Below are 18,950 nucleotides of genomic sequence, written 5' to 3'. Positions count from 1 at the left end.
TAGGTCCGCACTCTTGGCTGCAGGGCGTAGTCCATGGGCGGTTCTTCATAGGTGCTCAAGTCGATGCGCTCTGTCTCGCGCTCTGCGTTTACAGTAAAGTGCCTGCACTGCTGGGCGCCGAACACCAGGGCCGAGAGCCTATGCGCGTCCTCGATGGACGCGGCGCCTGCAAACAGTGTCATCAGATAACGCAGCTCTGCTTTGTTGCTGACGCCCATGTTCTGCGTTTGGACTAGGATCGCCGCGTTTTGAACCACTCTGCGGATCACTTCATTCGTGACATCCATGACCTGTCTGGCTGTGGAATCTTTTCCGGTGAACCAGCCCATCAGCGACCGCCATACACCCTGCTCCCTCTGCCAGAGTTCTTCCTGCCAGAGCGGGGTCTGCTCAGAGTGCGGGCGTGGGATCTCCAGCGCGCTTTGATGGACAAGCGCGAGAATGCGGTCGACCTGATCTTCTGTAAACGATTCCAGCAGCGCGCCGATCTGCGCCGCGCTGCTTTGAAGGTCCTGGATAAAATCCTCCAGGTAGCGGATCAGATGCTGCTTATAGGCAATGAACTCCGCCGATTTCATCTGTTTTTCCGCGTTAGGGCCGTAAAATTCCCGCAGGTAATCCTGATGATTCTGGCGAAGACGGCGGAAATCCTCCTGCAGCTCCTGCCACCATTCCCCGACCTCTTTCAGGGACATTCCTTCCAGATGTTCAGCCGTATGCAGAGCCGCCTGGAGACGGCGGAACGCGCTGGAGGAAAGCCCTGTCGTCCGCGTGTACAGGTTTTCCAGCGTGACCGTCATGCGCTCCACTTCCAGCGCGGCTTCTGTCATCATGTACTGAAACTGCCGGTTTTTAAAATCCGTGATCGTGTATGCCTTGTGGGGGTCCTGGATCAGAGTCAGGTTTTTCCATTTTGCCAGCTGGTCCAGGTCTGATATGAGCTGCTCCGCAGTGTATTCGGCGAAAAGAGGATCTTTGTGCAGCAGGGTCAAAATGGCGTCCTTATCCAGCTGATAGCGCATTTTTTGATATTCCTGATAGAATGTACGCATGATGGCCCGGTAGGAAATGTAGTTCTCCGCGGACAAATATCTTGTCTGCGGGATGCTCTCCAGCAAATCAGCCTGCAATGCCATCCGCATTTCCCCCATCCGTGATACTCGTCATCTGAAACGGCGCTTTTATGACTATAGCATATATGACTCGCCCGTATTTCGCAATCGTGGCCGCTCCGGGCTGGTATCTCACATAACGAAAACCCGCCGCTGCACGGCGATGTCTAACCAACATCTGCGCCCGTCTCACCAAATCATTTCCCCTTACCCTGCACTTAATTTCAAGGGAAAAGCTTAAAAGCTGAGGGAATCATTTGAACCTGTAATAGCAAGTGTTCTTCCCGATGTCCTCCCGCTCCAGTTCGCCGGACGCCACTGATTTCCGCAGCGCTCCTTCGATGGCGCTGGTACGGAGCGAAGGGCAGAGTTGTCGGATGTCCTGCTTCATCTGTTCTCCGGTCAATTCCCCCCGGACCCGCTTCTCCGGCAGGAATTTTGCATCCCTGAAACCGTTACGCCATTGATCGCGTTGACCGCATCTGCGGTTTTGAGGGCCGCAAGACTTTTTGGGGAATCGTCTTTCATTTTTATCTCTATTTTAACAAGCAAACCATCTGTGAATATTTTGCGGGCATCCCTTGACAACCGGCCGTTCTTCTACTATTATGTAGCTTGCTACCAAATCACATGGTATATATTAATTTGTAAAAAAGGAGGGGCATCCATGTCGCCGGTCGGCAGAGATGACCTGGGGTTCAAGATCAAAACCATATCCAAGCTGCTGACACAGAACATGAACAACAGCATCATGTCCCTGGACCTGACCAGCTCGCAGGCCCTTGTGCTCGGCTATCTGTGCTACCGGACCCGCCGGCAGGAGACGGTCTATCCGCGGGACGTTGAGCGGCATTTCCACTTTACCCATCCCACGGTATCCGGGTTGCTGCAGCGGCTGGAGATAAAGGGCTATCTGAGCAGCGAACCTTCCCCGGAGGACCGGCGGTGCAAGCAGATCCTCGTCACAAATCGGGCGCTGGAAGCCAACCAGCAGGTCCTTGATCATCTGGCCGCATCGGAACAGCAGCTGGTCAGCGATATGTCCCGCGCGGAAATCACCCAGCTTCACAGCTTTCTGGACCGGATGATCCAGAATCTCAGCGCGTCCAATGGCGCGCCGCAGGCGGCGGACCAGTTTCCCCGGCCCGCTGATGAGACGGAAAGGGAACCCGAAGATCGCAGTTGGCGGTCTGCGGATTTTCGTTAAAATTTGCTTTACAAACTCCGGATGGGGCTGCGCCGCGGAAGGGCTGATCCCGCGCGGTGCGGCGGCCTGCGGCCGCGGAAGGCCCCGGGAGTTTGGATAGGAGGAATTTTCTGGTATGATCAAAACACTGAGCAAAAGCATACGGGAGTTCAAAAAGCCGGCGATCCTCACGCCGATCCTGGTGGTAGGCGAGGTCGTCCTGGAATGCATCATCCCGTTTGTGATCGCCAATCTCGTCAACGAGATGCAGGCCGGCTGCGGCATGGATGTCATTCTCCAATACGGCATGCAGCTGATCATCATGGCCGTGCTGTCGCTGATCCTGGGCGTGGCGGCCGGCAGCACCTGCGCCACAGCCTCCACGGGCTTTTCGCGGAATCTGCGGCAGGATATGTTCTATCGCATTCAGGACTATTCGTTTGAAAACATCGACAAGTTCTCTGTCTCCAGCCTGGTGACCCGGATGACCACCGATGTCATCAACGTGCAGATGTCTTTTATGATGATCATCCGCGTGGCCATCCGCGGCCCGCTGATGCTGATCTTCTCCTTCATCATGGGCTTTGCCATGGGCGGCCGCCTGGCCATGATCTTCCTGGTGACGATCCCCCTGCTGAGCGTTGGCCTGGCTCTGGTGATCCGCAAGGCCACCCCCATTTTCCGCCGCGTGTTCCGCAAGTACGACGCCCTCAACGACTCGGTGCAGGAGAACGTACAGGCCATGCGCGTGGTCAAGAGCTACGTCCGCGAGGATTATGAGAAGAAAAAGTTCGGCGCCGCCGCCGAGGACGTCTGCAAAGACTTCACCCGCGCCGAGCGCATCATGGCCATCAACAGCCCCATGATGCAGTTCTGCGTGTACGCCGGCATGGTCTTTGTTCTGAGCTTCGGCTCCTATGTCGTCATTTCCAGTCAGGGCCTGGAGGTGAACGTCGGCCAGATGTCGGCCATCATTACATACAGCTTCCAGATCCTCATGAGCCTGATGATGCTCTCCATGGTGTTCGTGATGATCACCATGTCCATGGAGTCCGCCGAGCGTATCGTCGAGGTGCTGCAGGAAAAAAGCAGCCTGACCAGCCCCGAAAATGCGGTCACAGAAATACGGGACGGTTCCATCGATTTTGACGGCGTCAGCTACAAGTACACCCGAACCGCCGAGCGCAACGCTCTGGAGCATGTGGATCTCCACATCCGTTCCGGCGAACTCATCGGCATCCTGGGCGGCACGGGCTCGTCCAAGACCACCCTGGTGCAGCTGATCCCCCGTCTCTACGACGTGACGGAGGGCACGGTCCGGGTCGGCGGCGTAGACGTGCGGGACTATGACCTGGAAGCCCTCCGCGACAGCGTGGCCATGGTGCTTCAGAAGAATGTGCTGTTCTCCGGCACCATCAAGGACAATCTCCGCTGGGGCAACCCCAACGCCACCGACGAGGAGATGCTTGAGGCCTGCCGTCTGGCGCAGGCCGACGAATTCATCCAGCAGTTCCCCGACAAGTACGACACCTGGATCGAGCAGGGCGGCAGCAACGTCTCCGGCGGCCAGAAGCAGCGGCTGTGCATCGCCCGGGCCCTTCTGAAGAAGCCCAAGGTCCTGATCCTCGACGATTCCACTTCCGCTGTGGACACCCGGACCGACGCCCTGATCCGCCAGGGCTTCCGCCAGTTCATCCCGGATACCACCAAAATCATCATTGCCCAGCGTGTTGCCTCGGTTGAGGATGCCGACCGCATCATCGTCATGGACGGCGGCCGCATCAGCGCCATCGGCACCCACGAAGAACTTTTGAAGAGCAGCGATATCTACCGCGAAGTGTACACGTCCCAGACAAAGGCAGGTGATCATGATGAAGCGTAAAAACACGATGGAAACGCGGAACGCCGCCCCTGCTGCGGCCCGCACCAGCACCAGCCGCGGCCGCCGCGCCCCCAAAGGCGTGCTCCGCAGGCTGCTGAAAACCCTGTTTGAATTCTATCCGGTGCTGCTGCCGGTCACGCTGGTGTGTATCCTGATCAACGCCATCGTCAGCTCCATGCCGGCGGTCTTCCTGCAGAAAGTCATCGCCGTGGTAGACGCCAGCTACAAGAGCGGCGACTGGTCGGCGGTCTGCGGAAAAATCCTTGGCCTTGTGGGGGTCCTGGTGGCTATGTATGCGATCAGCCTCATCGCCGGCGCCTTCTACACGCAGATGATGGCCATCATCACCCAGGGCTCCCTGAAAAAGATGCGCGAGAAGATGTTCAACCACATGCAGGACCTGCCCATCCGGTACTTTGACACCAACGGCCACGGCGACATCATGAGCTACTACACCAACGATGTCGACACCCTGCGCCAGCTCATCAGCCAGAGTCTTCCCAATATCCTCATCTCCGCCATCACGCTGTCCGTGGTGTTCTGCATCATGATCTATTACAGCGTCATCCTGGCCCTCGTGGTGGTGGCCGGCGTCATCTGCATGGTCTTTGCCGCCCGCGCGATCACCAAGCGCTCCTCCGCCTACTTCCTGCGCCAGCAGATCACCCTGGCCAACGCTGAGGCGTTCATGGAAGAAATGATGACCGGCCAGAAGGTCATCAAGGTCTTCTGCCACGAGGAAGCCGCCAAGGCCGACTTTGACAAGGTCAACGACGAGATCTTCTTCAACGCCCGCAACGGCAACCGCTTCGCCAACATTCTCATGCCGCTGCTGGGCAATGTCGGCAACGTGATGTACGTGGTCGTGGCGCTGGTGGGCGGCGCCCTGCTGCTGTCCGATGTTCCCAACATCAGCCTCTCCGGCATGGCTTTCAGCATCAGCATCGTGGTGCCGTTCCTGAACATGACCAAGCAGTTCGCCGGCTCCATCGGTCAGGTGTCCAACCAGATCAACATGGTCATCATGGGTCTGGCCGGCGCCCACCGGATCTTCTCCCTGCTGGATGAAGAGCCTGAAACCGACGACGGCTATGTGACCCTGGTCAACGCCAGGGAGAACGCCGACGGCACCCTGACCGAGTGCCCCGAGCGCACCATGATCTGGGCCTGGAAGCATCCCCACCACGACGGCACCGTCACCTATACCAAGCTGACCGGCGACGTTCGGTTCTACGATGTGGATTTCGGCTACACGCCGGACAAAATCGTCCTCCACAACATCTCCCTCTACGCCAAGCCCGGTCAGAAAATCGCCTTCGTGGGCGCCACGGGCGCCGGCAAGACCACCATCACCAACCTCATCAACCGGTTCTACGACATCGACGACGGCAAGATCCGCTACGATGGCATCAACATCAACAAGATCAAAAAGGCCGACCTGCGGCATTCCCTGGGTATGGTGCTTCAGGACACGAACCTCTTCACGGGCACTGTCATGGACAATATCCGCTACGGCAATCTGGAGGCCTGCGACGAAGAGTGCATCGCAGCTGCCAAGCTGGCCGGCGCAGACGACTTCATCCGCCGTCTGCCCGAGGGCTACAACACGGTGCTCCGCGGCAACGGCGCCAACCTGAGCCAGGGCCAGCGGCAGCTGCTGAGCATCGCCCGGGCTGCTGTGGCCGATCCTCCGGTCATGATCCTCGATGAGGCCACCTCCTCCATTGATACCCGTACCGAGGCCATTGTGCAACAAGGCATGGACGCGCTGATGTGCGGCCGGACGGTGTTCGTCATCGCCCACCGTCTTTCCACGGTTCAGAACTCCAATGCCATCATGGTCCTCGAGCATGGCCGCATCATTGAGCGCGGCAGCCACGACGAGCTGATCGCCCTGAAGGGCAAATACTATCAGCTGTATACCGGCGCCTTCGAGCTCGAATGATCTCAAAAAAGACGCGCAATCCCCTGCCTCCTGAGGTATGAAGTCAAAAATTTCATGCTGGCAGGGCGCAAAGGGCGCTGATGTGAAATATCAGCGCCCTTTGACTCTCCCAAACGCCATAGGAATGCCTATGGCGTTTTTTGTATCCCAAAAACCATCAAAAAGTGGTTTTCAGCAGCGATTTGCACCTCCGGCGAGTCACGAATCAGCTGTATTCCGCATTCGGAGAACGGCGTGCAATTTCATAAGATGCATTCCTTAGGAGCTGAGGTGAGCCGGATGCCATGAGTCCGCAACCGGCTCCGGGGCAGAAAAAGTGGTTCAGTTCTAAAGGCGCTGGAGCGAGCTGGGTACATAGCCCGCAACCGCCTGCGGAACAACAAAGGAAAGATCATAGATGTAGAGTATGTCATCTGCGGGACGCCCCATCCCCCCGGACACGGACCAGCCGTTTGAGGACGAACCGGATACAGCTTGTCCGGATACGGAAACCCCGGGTATGGATGACCCATATCTGGAAAGAGGTGATGCAAGTGCAGGAAGAAACCGCTCTGTATACAGTTTCCTTCTGTTTGATTTTTATAACGACTCGATAATTGAGGGAATCATTTTAATCTGTAATAGCAGGTGTTCTTTCCGGCGCCCTCCCGTTTCAGTTCGCCGGATGCCACCAATTTCCGCAGCGCCCCTTCGATGGAGCTGATACTGAGCGAAGGGCACAATTCCCGAATGTCCTGCTTCGTAAACCGGCCCACCTTCTCCTTGGCCGCCCGGCGCACAGTCTCCAGGGCAGGGAGCTTGGTCTCCACCAGAGCAAAGCGATCTTCAAAGTCTTTGTAAGCAGAAAGAATGGTCCCCAGCAGATACTTGATGAACGGCACTACATCTTCGGTGCCTTCATGCCATCCAATCTGCGCCTGGCCCAGGACATCATAATAGAGGTCCTTGTTTTTTGCGATCTTGGCCTCCAGTGAAATATATTTGCCCACATAGAACCCGCTGCGGTAGAGCAGCAACGTGGTCAGCAGGCGGCTCATTCTGCCGTTTCCGTCGTTGAAGGGGTGAATGCAGAGGAAGTCATGGATGAACACGGGAATGGCGATGAGCGGCTCCACTTCCATGTTCCCAATGACCCGGTTGTACTCCTCGCAAATTCTGTCCAGAGCCTCCGGCGTTTCATAGGGAGCCAGTGGCGTAAACAAGGTCTCCACATGGCCGTCGGGATAGGTGGCGCTGATGTAATTCTGCACGCTTTTGGTCCTGCCCGCCATGGGATTGTTCATGTGGCTGTAGAGGATCTTGTGGAGCTGCAGGATGTAGTTCTGGGTGATGGGGATGGCGTCGAAGTTCTCGTGAATGAGGTTCAGCACATCCCGGTAACCTGCGATCTCCTGCTCGTCCCGGTTTCTCGGCGCTGTTTTCTCCTCCACAAGCTGTCGGATACGGGTGTTTGTGGTCACGATGCCCTCAATGGCATTGGATGCCTCGGTGCTCTGCACCTTTGCGATCTCTACCAGTTTCTCCAATTCCTCTGGCCGCTGTTTCAGGTACAGTTCCTGCTTTCCGGCTTCTTTATAAATCGCCGCGACCAGGCCCAAAATCTCTGAGTCCCACTTCTGTTCCCGAATCGCGGAGTAATTGAATGTACGCATACCCTTACCCTCCCTTCATTCCCTTAAATTTTACCATATAATAAGGGAAAGTTCAACTCCAGGAGAAAACTTTCCCTTATCAGTATATCAGTTTTAAGGGATACTATACGTCTGTAAGGGAAAATCAATCGTATTTCCGCCATAGCCTGAGCTTGTGGCGTTTTTCATGTCCCACAACCTTTTTCCTCCGCCGTAATCTTTCGAACGCCTTTAACAGGAAACCTTCTCTTATTTTCGTGCAGCTCCGCACCGATATAACAGAACGGGACCGCCGGCGTACCGGCGGCCCCGTGTTTTTTCATCCAGGGATTTTCATTTGCAGTAAAATCGTTGTAACTGCAGGAAACCTGATTCCTCACAACCCCGGGTTTCCTGCGGGTTTGCGGGCTGTCCGTCAGTCCAGAGGCTTCATCGTGGGGAACAGGATGACGTCCCGGATGGAAGTGCTGCCGGTGAGCAGCATGACGCACCGGTCGATGCCCATGCCCATGCCGCCCGTGGGGGGCATGCCGTACTCCATGGCGGTGAGGAAATCCTCGTCCATCATCTCGGTCTCCTCGTCGCCGCGCTGGCGCTGCTCCACCTGCTTTTCAAAGCGCTGGCGCTGGTCGATGGGGTCGTTCAGCTCGGAGTAGGCGTTGGCCAGCTCGCTGCGGCAGATGAACAGCTCGAAGCGCTCGGTGAGGCGGGGGTCTTCCGGGCTGCGCTTGGTCAGCGGCGAGACCTCCACGGGGTACATGGTGATGAAGGTGGGCTGCACCAGCTTCTCCTCCACCTTCTGGTCGAAGCAGGCATACAGGGCGTTGCCCCAGGTCTTTTCGGCGGCGTCCGCAAGCTCCACGCCGATGGCCCCCGCGGCGGCCACGGCCTCGGCGTCGCCGGTGATGGCGGCAAAGTCCACCCCGGCATACTCGCGCACCGCGTCCACCATGGTCAGGCGGCGCCAGCCGGGGGTCAGGTCCACCTGCTCGCCCTGCCACTCCACCTGATAGGTGCCGAGAATTTCCCTGGCCGCGCCGGAGAGGATGCCCTCGGCGATGTCCATCATGGTGTGGAAGTCGGCATAAGCCTGATACAGCTCCACGGTGGTGAACTCGGGGTTGTGCTTGGGGTCCATGCCCTCGTTGCGGAAGATGCGCCCGATCTCATACACCCGGTCGATGCCGCCGATGATGAGCCGCTTGAGGGGCAGCTCGGTGGCGATGCGCATGTACATGTCGATGTCCAGGGTGTTGTGATGGGTGATGAAGGGCCGGGCCGCCGCGCCGCCGGCAATGGTGTTCAGCACGGGGGTCTCCACTTCCATGTAACCACGCTCGTCCAGATAGCGGCGCATATAGCGGATGAAACGGCTGCGCACCTCAAAGGCGCGGCGCACTTCGGGGTTGACGATGAGGTCCACATACCGCTGGCGGTAGCGGGTCTCCTGGTCCTTCAGGCCGTGGAACTTCTCGGGCAGGGGCAAAAGGCTCTTGGACAGCAGCGCCACTTCGGTGACATGCACGCTGATCTCGCCCATCTTGGTGCGGAACACATAGCCCCGCACGCCCACGATGTCGCCAATGTCGAACTTTTTGAACTCCTGATACACGTCCGCGCCCACATCGTCCCGCTTGACATACATCTGGATGTCGCCGGTGGTATCCCGCAGGTCGGCAAAGCTGGCCTTGCCCATCACCCGCTTGCTCATCATCCGGCCCGCCATGCACACCTGGCGGTGGTCTTCGGGGGCGGCGTCCTCGGGCAGGTCCTGGAAGTTTTCCTTCACCTCGGCGGCAAAATCCGCCTGGGGCCACCGGGTGATGTGGAAGGGGTCCTTGCCCGCCTGCTGCAGGTCGGCCAGCTTCTGGCGGCGGATGGCCACCAGCTCGTTGTACTCCTGCCGGGTCATCTCCCCGTTGCCCGGGGTCTGGTTCGTCTGTGCCATTCTATTCTCTCCTTTGCGGTGCAAAACGGCCGCGGTGCGGCCCTTGTCTACAGTAAGCCTTATTATAACACAAAAACAGGTGCCATGGCACCTGTTTTTGCAGAATTTCCTTGTGTTTTGCAGCCAAAAAGGCCCTTACAGCGCTGAGCGGGTGATCTCCACCACCTTGTAGACCACGGTGGCGCCGCCCGGCAGGGTGATCTCGGCGGTCTCGCCCGCCTTTTTGCCCAGCAGGCCGGCGCCCACAGGGCTCTCGTCGCTGATCTTTCCGTTCAGGGGGTCGGCCTCGGTGGAGCCGGTGATGTCGTACTCCTCCACCTCGCCGTCCTCGTCCTCGATCTTCACATGGGTGCCCACCGCCACATTTTCCAGGCTCAGTTCGTCGTTGTCGATGACGCGGGCGTGCTTGAGCATGGCCTCCAGCTGGGCGATGCGGCTCTCAATGAAGCCCTGCTCGTTCTTGGCTTCGTCGTATTCGCTGTTCTCCGACAGATCGCCGAAGCCGCGGGCCACCTTGATCTTCTCGGCCACGTCCTTGCGGCGGACCGTCTTGAGTTCTTCCAGTTCGTTTTCCAGCGCCTCAAGGCCGGCGCGGGTCATAACGAGTTCCTTCATGCTCATTGCTTTGAATGCTCCCTAACGATAATGTTTTCGCACCACACGTGCGTTTTTTTGGCTTTGGGCCCGTGCGCAGTGCGCACCATCGGGCAGCAGGCCGAGGATACGGCCCGCACATGTCCCAATTTCCGTAGTATAGCTGATTTAACCGTCACTGTCAAGATTGAGCAATTGTTTTCAGCTATTTCGCCAAAAACCGACCGCCTTTTTTGTGCCGCAAAAAACGGCCCACCGCCAGCCGTCCGGCCACCGGTGGGTCCGTTTGCGCTTGCTTTGTTCATTGTATGCAGCCGGGCGGTGGTTTATGCCCATGCTTCAGGCTGCAAGGGGATCACTCCTCGTCCTCGGCGCCGCCGCCCAGCTTCTTGGCTTCCTCGATGACCTTGCCTTCCAGGTTGGAGGGCAGCGGCTCGTAGCGCACGAAGTCCAGGGTGAAGTGGCCCCGGCCCTGGGTCAGCTGGCGCATGAAGGTGGTGAAGTCCTGCATTTCGGCCAGAGGCACCTCCGCCTCCACCACCTGCAGGCCGTCCTCGTCGGGGCTCATGCCCAGAACGCGGCCGCGGCGCTTGGTCACGTCGCCCATGATGTCGCCGGTGTTGTCGCCGGGGACGTGGGCGCGCAGGGTGCCGAAGGGTTCCAGGATGACCGGGCCGGCCTCGGGCAGAGCGGCTTTATAGGCCAGCTTGGCGGCCATGATGAAGGCCATTTCGCTGGAGTCCACGGGGTGGTAGCTGCCGTCCAGCAGGGTGGCTTTCAGGCCCACCACGGGGTAGCCCGCCAGCACGCCGTGCCTGGCAGCCTGGCGCAGGCCCTTTTCCACCGCGGGGAAGTAGTTCTTGGGCACGCTGCCGCCGAACACCTTCTCCTCGAACACCAGCTCTTCGCTGTCGCAGGGCTCGAACTCGATCCACACGTCGCCGAACTGGCCGTGGCCGCCGGTCTGCTTCTTGTGGCGGCCCTGGGCCTTGCACTTTTTGCGCACCGATTCACGGTAGGCCACACGGGGGGCGGTGAGCTCCACATCCACGCCGAACTTGGCCTTCAGTTTGGCCACAACGGCGTCCAGATGCTGCTCGCCCAGGCCGGAGATGATCTGCTGGCCGGTCTCCGCATCCACACGGTAGGCCAGGGTGCGGTCCTCCTCCATCAGACGGGCCAGCGCCGCGCCGATCTTGCCCTCGTCGCCCTTCTTGGTCACGCGGATGGCCATGGACAGGGTGGGGTTGGGGAAGGCGGCGGCGGGCAGGGCGGCCACCCGGGCGGGGTCGCACAGGGTGTCGCCGGTCTGGGCGGCGGAGAGCTTGGTCACCGCGCCGATGTCGCCGGCGGCGATGGAGTCCACATCGGTCTGCTTTTTGCCCCGCATGTTCAACAGCTTGCCGAAGCGCTCGGCTTCGCCGGTGCGGGCGTTCACCAGGTTGGAGGCGGCGGTGAGGGTGCCGCTGAACACCTTGACGTAGCTCAGCTTGCCCACGAAGGGGTCGGCCACGGTGCGGAACACATAGGCCGCCACGGGGGCCGCCGGGTCGCACTCCAGCTTCACTTCGCCGCCGGCGGTGAGGGCCGTGGGGGCGGGCGCCTCGGCGGGGCTGGGCAGCAGGACCTTGAGGTTATACAGCAGCATGTCCAGCGCCTGCAGGTTCACGGCGCTGCCGCAGAACACGGGGGTGATCATGCCGCTCTTGCAGCCCTTGGCCAGGCCTTCCACGATCTCCTCGGTGGTGAAGGCCTCGCCGGAGAAGAACTTCTCCATCAAAGCGTCGTCGGTCTCGGCCACGGCTTCGCTCATGGCTTCCACCAGGCCGTCCAGCCGGTGGCCCATCTCGGGCAGGGCCACCTGCACCTGCTTGCCGCCCTCGTACTTGAAGGCCTTCTGGCTGAACAGGTTCACATACACCACCGTGCCGTCCTCCTGGCGGGTGGGCACCACGCAGGGGCACACCGAGGGGCCGAACTTGGTCTTGAGTTCTTCCAAAATCTTGTAAAAGTTGGCGTTCTCCAGGTCCATCTTGCTGACGAACACCATGCGGCTGCGGCCCATCTTTTCGGCCAGGCGGTAGGCCTTCTCCGCGCCAACGGTCACACCCGAACGTGCCGAAACGGTGATGAGCACGCTGCCGGCGGCCTGGATGCCCTCATACTGGCCCAGCTCAAAATCGAACAGGCCCGGCGTGTCCAGAAAATTCAGCTTTACGTCCTCGTACTCCACGGGAACCACCGCCAGGTTCAGGGAGGCGCGGCGCTTTGCCTCTTCAGGGTCAAAGTCGCTGACGGTGTTGCCGTCTTCCACGCGGCCCATGCGCTCCAGCGCGCCGGTGGTGTACAGCAGAGCCTCCACCAGGGTGGTCTTGCCGCAGCCGGCGTGGCCGGCGACGAGAATGTTTCGGATGTTTGTGTTGGCGTAGTTCTTCATTCTAAATAACCCTCTCTTCTACCGCGTGTTTTGCAAAGGAAATGCGGCGGTAGCAACCTATACAAAATTCTAACACAGTTTGTATGATTTTTAAAGGACAATTCCCTGCAAAACAGGGGGATGTGCCGCACAAAATCCGCCGAAACCTTTGTGAAATTTGCCTATTGACGGGCGGGAAATTTGCCCCAAAGGCACAAAAAAATCCCGCCGGGCCGTGCCCGGCGGGGTTTTTGGCTCAGTATTTTTTGAGAAGAGGCATGGCCAGGGTGAGCACCGCCCAGGCCGCCTGATACAGCACCAGAGCCGGCAGGCCCAGCGCGCCGATGCCGCCGGTGAAGGCCATCACCAGCGCCAGCAGGCAGCTGATGCCCACGCCCGCGGCCTGCACAAGGCTGGCCACCTTTTCGCCCCAGGCAGCCCCGGCGGCGGCCCGCAGGCCGCCCACGAAGGAGGCGAAGCTGCCCATGTGGGTCATGCAGCCCTCGCTGGCCTCGGCGTAGGCGGTGTGGGGGGCCAGCATGCGCCGCTCGGCGCCGGAAAGCACCTTCACGCTGCCCGCGGGCAGGCCGTAGAGCACTTCCAGCCCCTCGCCGGTGAGGTTGAAGTCGTCGCTCTGCACCAGCAAAGACACGCCCTGGCGGCGCAGGTCGGACAGGGTGGCCGCCACCTGGACGTTGGCCTTGTAGCTCACCAGGAACATGGCGAACAGCCGGCCGCTCACCGCCAGATAGACGGGCAGCCGCCTGCCCTTGGTGTAGCGGTTCTCATAGTCCAGGCTGGGGATCTCCAGGCCCTGCTGCTGCATGAAGACCCGGTTGCCCACGATGACCCGGTTGTTGTTCACCCAGGCGGTGAAGCCGTAGCCGGGCAGGTTTTCCAGGTTCTCCACCTTGAAGAGCATCTCGGTCTTGCCCTGGATGATGGTCATGAACACATCCCGCAACGTGTCGCAGCCCTCGATGAGCACCGAGGCCGCGTAGAGGATGGCCAGGTCGATGCGCTGCTTGTCGAAGGTCTTGATGCCGTGCAGCCGCACGCTGGCGCCGGGCACCAGGTCCCGCGCGCCCACCACCGCGATGTTGGCGCGGCCCAGCTGCTCCATGGCGGCCGCGCCGGGGATGACCGCGCCCACCTGGGCGGCGCTCTTCTGGGCCAGCAGGCTGGGCACGGCGCTCAAAAGGGTGGCGGCCAGCGGCCCGCCCAGGCACAGAGCGCCTGCCAGCGCGTTGACGGCGGCCACGCCGCCGTGGCCCGCGAAGAGGCTGACCAGCGCGCCGGCGAGGGCGGCGCCCAGCAGGCCCCAGCTCAGCTTCTGGGCCAGGCCGTCGCTGGCGCGCAGGGAAAAGCTCTGGCGCAAAAAGCCCTTGACCAGGCTCGTGGGCCGGTTCAGCAGCAGGCAGGGCTCCGGCTCGCCCAGGCCCTGGGCCAGCCGGGCGGTGAGCTCGGCGTCGGCCAGAGGCACCGATGCGGTGTGGTCGCTGCCGGCGCTGGCCATGCGGAAGTTGCGCGCCACCACGCCCTGCATCACAAAGCGCCCGAAGGCGTCAAGGGTCAGCAGCAGCGCCGCAGGGGCGGCGAAGAGGGTGAGCTTGTCCGCCTCGAACTTGTCTGCGCCCACCAGCTGCACCACCAGCTGCACCAGCGCGGCCGCAGCCGCCAGGGCGGGGATGGTGTCGGCGCTGGGGCGGCCCCAGATGCCAGGCACGCCGCTTGCGAACACCCGCCAGTTCACGGCGCAGGCCGCCAGCAGGGCGATCAGGTGCACCGCCAGATAGGCGGCGGGGGCGGCGGCCGGGTCGATGGGGCCGATGGGCGGCAGGGGGCTTGCGCCCACCGCCAGGCCCAGATAGAGCAGCAGCACCGTCAGGATGCCGGTGAGCGCCGTGCGCAGCGCCAGCATCCGGCGCATGCCGTCCAGGTCCGCCTGCACCGCGCCTGCGTCGGCGGGGTCCTCGTAGTCGTCGATGGTTTCCGGCTGCTCCGGCTCGTCGAACACAGCCTCGGCGGGCGCTTCGCCGCCGAACATCCGGGGCAGGAAGCCCCTCTTCCGGGCGGGCTCTTCTTCAGGCTCTTCGGCGGGCCCGTCCTCAAAGCGGATGCTGCCCGCGGCCTCGTCCAGATCGTCCAGCGTCCGGGTGGCGCCGTCGTCCAGCCCTTCCAGCTCGATGACGCCGGTGTCCCCTTCTTCGGGCGCGCCCCCCCCGTCAGGCTCCGCCGGCCGGGCAGGCCCGCCGCTCATGGGCAGGGCCACCGGCTCCTCCTCCGGCTGGGGCGCGCGGGCGGGGTTGGGGATCATCAGGGTGGGCTCGTCCACCTTGACCTCCCCGGTCTCGCTCAGCTCGTCGTCCTCCTCAAAGCCGGCGCCGTCGTCCTTGTGGCGCAAAAAACGGGCGAAAAAGCCCGGGTGCTGCTCCGGCTCCTCGTCGGGGATGACCGCCACGCTCTCGCTGAAAAACTTCTGGAACTCCGCGTCGAACTGCATCGTCTCGCTGATGGTGCCGGTGAGCTGCTGCATCGCATCCGGCGAGGGGGGCGCCGGGGCGGCCACCGTCTGCTGCACCTGGCGGATGACCTCGTCGGCCTCGCTTTGCGCCGCGGGGGCCTTTGCCTCGGCGGGCTTTGCCGCCGGGCGCTGCACCGTGCGCCGGGCGGGCCTTTCCGCCGGGGCCTCCCGGCGGGGCGCCTCCTGCGTTTTGGCGGGCTGCGCCTTGGGGGCGGGGCGGGCAGCCTCGGCCTTGGGGGCGGGCTGGGCCTTCGCGGGCCGGGCCGGGGCCGGGCGCGCCTGCTGTTGCGGGGCGGGCCGGGCCGGGGCCGGTTTTTCTTCCGCCTCGTTCGCGGCGGGCCGGGCCTTGGGCGCGCCGGGCGCCTGGGGGGCCGGCGCTTCCTGCGCCGGCGGCAGGGGCAGGCCGTCCCCCAGGCCCAGGCCGGCCAGGATCTCGTCCACCGCCCGGTCGCTGGCCGGGGCCGCCGCCTGCTGCTGCTTGAGTGTTTCCAAGATCTCGTCCACCGAGCCGGAAAATTTATTGTCTGGCACTTGTCGATCCCTCCATGCCCTGCGGGGCGTATGTGTTCAGCGGCGCTGCCGCGCGATCTCGTAGAGGATGATGCCCGCCGCCACCGAGACGTTAAAGCTGTCCACCCCGGTGCCGCGCCCGGCCATGGAAAGGCTCACCGCGCCGTCGCACAGTTTGCGCGCCAGCGGGCTGACGCCCTTGCCCTCGCTGCCCAGCACCAGCGCCACCGGGCCGGTGAGGTCGGCTTTTTCCAGGGGCTGGCCGTCCATGTCGGCGCAGTAGACGAACACGCCCTGCTCCTTGAGGCGGCGGATGCTCTCGCCGATGTTGGCCACCCGGGCCACCGGCAGGCGGGCCGCCGCCCCGGCGCTGCTTTTCAGCACCGTGGGGGTGACCGCCGCCCCGCCCCGTTTGGGGATGACCACGCCGTGGGCCCCGCACAGCAGAGCCGAGCGGATGACCGCGCCCAGGTTGTGGGGGTCCTCCACCCCGTCGGCCAGCACCAAAAAGGGCGCTTCTCCCTTTTCGCGGGCGGCGGCCAGCAGGTCCTCCAGGCTGGCGTAGGAGATGGAGGAGGCATAGGCCGCCACGCCCTGGTGGCTGTCGGTGCCGCAGCTGGCCCGCAGCTTGCCCGGGTGCACCCGCTTGACCACCGCGCCTGCCTGTTTGGCAAGGGCGGCGTAGTAGGAGGCCGCCGCGTCGGGCAGGCCTTCGCTGAGCAGCACAGTGTCCACCCCGGCGCCGCTTTTCAGCAGTTCGGCCACCGGGTTCCTGCCGTAAACGAGGCTCTGCTCCAGAGCGCCTCTGTCGTGTTTTTCAGGGCTGTTGCGCATGATGGCTCCTTTTTGTCAGCAGCGGCACAAACCGCCGTTTTCTCTCGGTGATGCATACAAAAAAAGTATACCACCCCGCCGCGGGTTTTGCCAGTGTTTGGCACAAAGTTTCGGCCCCTTTCGACGCCGCCGCCCTGCGGCGGGCATGCCCCGGCGGGATTTTGGACATTTCTGCAAAAATTTATGCAGAATCTTTGGCGGTAGAAACCACGCCGATCCCTTTGTAAAGACCGTTATACACACCGTAATTCTACTTTTAACTTTCCACATGTTGAAAACCCTGTGGAAAATGTTAAAAAACAGCCTGTCCGGGGCACTTTTTCCACAGCCCGCCGGGTTTTCAACCCGGTTTTCCACAGCGTTGTTGAAAGTTTTTCCGTAAACAAAGGGTTATAAACGGCCTGTCAATATTGGAATTTCGACGGTTTTTACAGGGATTTTGCCCCTTTTTTCTCTTTATTTACCTCCCGCCGGTCTGTCCCCGCGGCCTTGACTTTGGGCCGTTTGGCCGCTATCGTACAAAGCAGGAACGCATCTTGATTGAAAGGAGACGCCATGCTGCTGCTTGAAAACACCCGCGGGCTGGACCTGGACGCCACCCTTGGCTGCGGGCAGACCTTTTTGTGGCGGCCGCTGGAGGGCGGCGGATGGGCCGGCGTGACCGCCGGGCGGGCGGTGACCGCCCGCATGGAGGGCGCGGCCCTTATTCTGGAGGGCGCGGAGGAAACGGACCGGGCCTTCTGGGAAAGCTACTTTGCGCTGGACATGGACTACCCTGCCCTGCTGCAGCGCTTTTGCGCCGGCAGCAAGCGGCTTGCGGCGTGCGTGGAGCACCGCCCCGGCATCCGGGTGCTGCGCCAGCCCTTTTTTGAAACGCTGTGCTGCTTTATCATCAGCCAGAACAACAACATCCCCCGCATCGCGGCCATCACCGGGCGGCTGTGCGAAGGGCTGGGGGAAAAGCTGGGCGAGGGACTTTATTCCTTCCCCGCGCCCCAGGTGCTGGCCGCCCGCCAGCCGGAGGACCTGGCCTTCCTGCGGGCGGGCTGGCGGGCGGAGTATCTCATCGACGCGGCCCGCAAGGTAGCCTCTGGGCAGGTGAGCGAGGCGGCGCTTGCCGCCCTGCCCGACGCCGGGGCTCGAGCCCTTTTGATGACCATCAAAGGGGTTGGCCCCAAAGTGGCGGACTGCGTGCTGCTTTACAGCCTCTCCCGCTGGAGCGTGGTGCCCATGGACGTGTGGATGAAGCGGGCAATGGCGCGGCTTTTCCCCCGGGGCGCGCCGGCGTGCTGCCGGCCCTATCAGGGCATTGCCCAGCAGTTCATCTTCGATTATGCCAGGGCCAGCCTTCCCCGTGGGAAAGCAGACAAAAAAACCGCAAAACCACGCCGCGGCGATTGATTTTGGCGGCACGATGGGGTATACTGTTTGAGGAAAACATCCCATCCAAACGATCGGAGGTCATAAATAATGTTAGTTTCCGCCACTGAAATGCTGAAAAAGGCCCGGGACGGCCACTATGCCGTGGGTCAGTTCAACATCAACAACCTGGAGTGGACCAAGGCCGTCCTGCTCACCGCGCAGGAGATGAACAGCCCGGTGATCCTGGGCGTTTCCGAGGGCGCGGGCAAATACATGACCGGCTACAAGACCGTGGCCGCCATGGTGAAGGCCATGGTGGAGACCCTGAACATCACCGTGCCTGTGGCCCTGCACCTGGACCACGGCAGCTACGAAGGCGCCAAGGCCTGCCTGGAGGCCGGCTTCTCCAGCATCATGTTCGACGGCAGCCACTACCCCATCGACGAGAACGTGGCCAAGACCACCGAGCTGGTGAAGCTGGCCCATGAGATGGGCGTTTCCGTGGAGGCCGAGGTGGGCTCCATCGGCGGCGAGGAAGACGGCGTTGTGGGCGCCGGCGAAGTGGCCGACCCCGCCGAGTGCAAGCGCATCGCGGACCTGGGCATCGACTTTTTGGCCGCCGGCATCGGCAACATCCACGGCAAGTACCCCGCCAACTGGAAGGGCCTGGACTTTGACGCCCTGGGCAAGATCCACGAGGCCACCGGCGGCATCCCCCTGGTGCTGCACGGCGGCACCGGCATCCCCGCCGACATGATCCAGAAGGCCATCAGCCTGGGCGTGTCCAAGATCAACGTGAACACCGAGTGCCAGCTGAGCTTCGCCGCCGCCACCCGCGCCTACATCGAGGCCGGCAAGGACCAGCAGGGCAAGGGCTACGACCCCCGCAAGCTGCTGCTGCCCGGCTTTGAGGCCATCAAGGCCACCGTCAAGGAGAAGATGGAGCTGTTCGGCAGCGTGAACAAGGCGTAAGCCTCTCTTCCCATTGAACCAAAAAGGCCGCCCC

At 61.8% G+C, this 18,950-nt stretch carries 12 protein-coding genes; 5 read left to right on the top strand and 7 right to left on the bottom strand.

What is annotated here, in order from left to right; all coding sequences use genetic code 11:
• On the bottom strand, positions 1-1,136 hold a 1,136-nt coding region (locus ACH2AT_RS06375; protein WP_394964444.1), incomplete at its 3' end, for a TIGR02677 family protein.
• 643 nt (positions 1,137-1,779) lie between these two features.
• Here ACH2AT_RS06375 and ACH2AT_RS06370 point away from each other — a divergent pair.
• The 3 genes from ACH2AT_RS06370 (at position 1,780) to ACH2AT_RS06360 (ending at position 6,125) form a co-directional block, all read left to right on the top strand.
• A complete protein-coding gene (locus ACH2AT_RS06370; protein WP_394964442.1) occupies positions 1,780-2,319 on the top strand; it encodes a MarR family winged helix-turn-helix transcriptional regulator in 540 nt (179 codons plus the stop codon).
• 115 nt (positions 2,320-2,434) lie between these two features.
• A complete protein-coding gene (locus tag ACH2AT_RS06365; protein WP_394964440.1) occupies positions 2,435-4,180 on the top strand; it encodes an ABC transporter ATP-binding protein in 1,746 nt (581 codons plus the stop codon).
• Positions 4,170-6,125: an ABC transporter ATP-binding protein gene (locus tag ACH2AT_RS06360; RefSeq protein ID WP_394964438.1), complete on the top strand. Its 1,956-nt coding sequence runs from the start codon at positions 4,170-4,172 to the stop codon at positions 6,123-6,125. The genes ACH2AT_RS06365 and ACH2AT_RS06360 overlap by 11 nt, the downstream gene beginning before the upstream one ends.
• A 605-nt stretch (positions 6,126-6,730) precedes the next feature.
• On the opposite strand, the gene ACH2AT_RS06355 is transcribed toward ACH2AT_RS06360, so the two are convergent.
• From ACH2AT_RS06355 to rlmB, 6 genes are all read right to left on the bottom strand, one after another.
• Positions 6,731-7,777 carry a Fic family protein gene (locus ACH2AT_RS06355; protein WP_394964436.1) on the bottom strand — a complete coding sequence of 349 codons (1,047 nt, stop codon included), beginning with the start codon at positions 7,775-7,777 and terminating at the stop codon, positions 6,731-6,733.
• Positions 7,778-8,171: 394 nt separating this feature from the next.
• Entirely contained in the window at positions 8,172-9,704 is a 1,533-nt protein-coding gene (lysS, locus tag ACH2AT_RS06350; RefSeq protein ID WP_394964434.1) for a lysine--tRNA ligase, read from the bottom strand.
• Positions 9,705-9,839: 135 nt separating this feature from the next.
• Positions 9,840-10,325: a transcription elongation factor GreA gene (gene greA, locus ACH2AT_RS06345; RefSeq protein WP_394964432.1), complete on the bottom strand. Its 486-nt coding sequence runs from the start codon at positions 10,323-10,325 to the stop codon at positions 9,840-9,842.
• Between the two features lie 328 nt (positions 10,326-10,653).
• Positions 10,654-12,735, bottom strand: coding sequence for an elongation factor G (gene fusA / locus ACH2AT_RS06340; protein WP_394964430.1), 2,082 nt, complete (start codon positions 12,733-12,735; stop codon positions 10,654-10,656).
• A 235-nt stretch (positions 12,736-12,970) separates the two neighbouring features.
• Positions 12,971-15,769, bottom strand: coding sequence for a hypothetical protein (locus tag ACH2AT_RS06335; protein WP_394964429.1), 2,799 nt, complete (start codon positions 15,767-15,769; stop codon positions 12,971-12,973).
• Positions 15,770-15,805: 36 nt separating this feature from the next.
• A complete protein-coding gene (gene rlmB / locus ACH2AT_RS06330; protein ID WP_394964427.1) occupies positions 15,806-16,582 on the bottom strand; it encodes a 23S rRNA (guanosine(2251)-2'-O)-methyltransferase RlmB in 777 nt (258 codons plus the stop codon).
• A 555-nt stretch (positions 16,583-17,137) separates the two neighbouring features.
• Between rlmB and ACH2AT_RS06325 the strand changes: the two genes are divergently transcribed.
• Both ACH2AT_RS06325 and fba read left to right on the top strand, forming a co-directional pair.
• Positions 17,138-17,983 (top strand): DNA-3-methyladenine glycosylase family protein, encoded by an 846-nt coding sequence (locus ACH2AT_RS06325; RefSeq protein WP_394964425.1) that lies wholly within the window; start codon positions 17,138-17,140, stop codon positions 17,981-17,983.
• Between the two features lie 69 nt (positions 17,984-18,052).
• Positions 18,053-18,916 carry a class II fructose-1,6-bisphosphate aldolase gene (gene fba, locus ACH2AT_RS06320; protein WP_394964423.1) on the top strand — a complete coding sequence of 288 codons (864 nt, stop codon included), beginning with the start codon at positions 18,053-18,055 and terminating at the stop codon, positions 18,914-18,916.
• Positions 18,917-18,950: the final 34 nt, after the last annotated feature.

Origin of the sequence: Candidatus Allofournierella excrementigallinarum (assembly GCF_944388085.1) — a bacterium.
In the GTDB taxonomy this organism is placed as follows: Bacteria; Bacillota; Clostridia; order Oscillospirales; family Ruminococcaceae; genus Allofournierella_A; species Allofournierella_A excrementigallinarum.
Note: the sequence above shows the minus strand (reverse complement) of the source record. Positions and strands in the feature narration are given on the sequence as shown.

What these genes read in the sequence shown, in the direction of transcription:
- ACH2AT_RS06365 (WP_394964440.1), top strand. Translation starts at nt 2,435, where the DNA reads ATGATCAAAACACTGAGCAAAAGCATACGGGAGTTCAAAAAGCCGGCG.
- fusA (WP_394964430.1), bottom strand. Translation starts at nt 12,735, where the DNA reads ATGAAGAACTACGCCAACACAAACATCCGAAACATTCTCGTCGCCGGC.
- ACH2AT_RS06355 (WP_394964436.1), bottom strand. Translation starts at nt 7,777, where the DNA reads ATGCGTACATTCAATTACTCCGCGATTCGGGAACAGAAGTGGGACTCA.
- rlmB (WP_394964427.1), bottom strand. Translation starts at nt 16,582, where the DNA reads ATGCGCAACAGCCCTGAAAAACACGACAGAGGCGCTCTGGAGCAGAGC.
- ACH2AT_RS06370 (WP_394964442.1), top strand. Translation starts at nt 1,780, where the DNA reads ATGTCGCCGGTCGGCAGAGATGACCTGGGGTTCAAGATCAAAACCATA.
- ACH2AT_RS06325 (WP_394964425.1), top strand. Translation starts at nt 17,138, where the DNA reads ATGCTGCTGCTTGAAAACACCCGCGGGCTGGACCTGGACGCCACCCTT.
- fba (WP_394964423.1), top strand. Translation starts at nt 18,053, where the DNA reads ATGTTAGTTTCCGCCACTGAAATGCTGAAAAAGGCCCGGGACGGCCAC.
- ACH2AT_RS06360 (WP_394964438.1), top strand. Translation starts at nt 4,170, where the DNA reads ATGAAGCGTAAAAACACGATGGAAACGCGGAACGCCGCCCCTGCTGCG.
- greA (WP_394964432.1), bottom strand. Translation starts at nt 10,325, where the DNA reads ATGAGCATGAAGGAACTCGTTATGACCCGCGCCGGCCTTGAGGCGCTG.
- lysS (WP_394964434.1), bottom strand. Translation starts at nt 9,704, where the DNA reads ATGGCACAGACGAACCAGACCCCGGGCAACGGGGAGATGACCCGGCAG.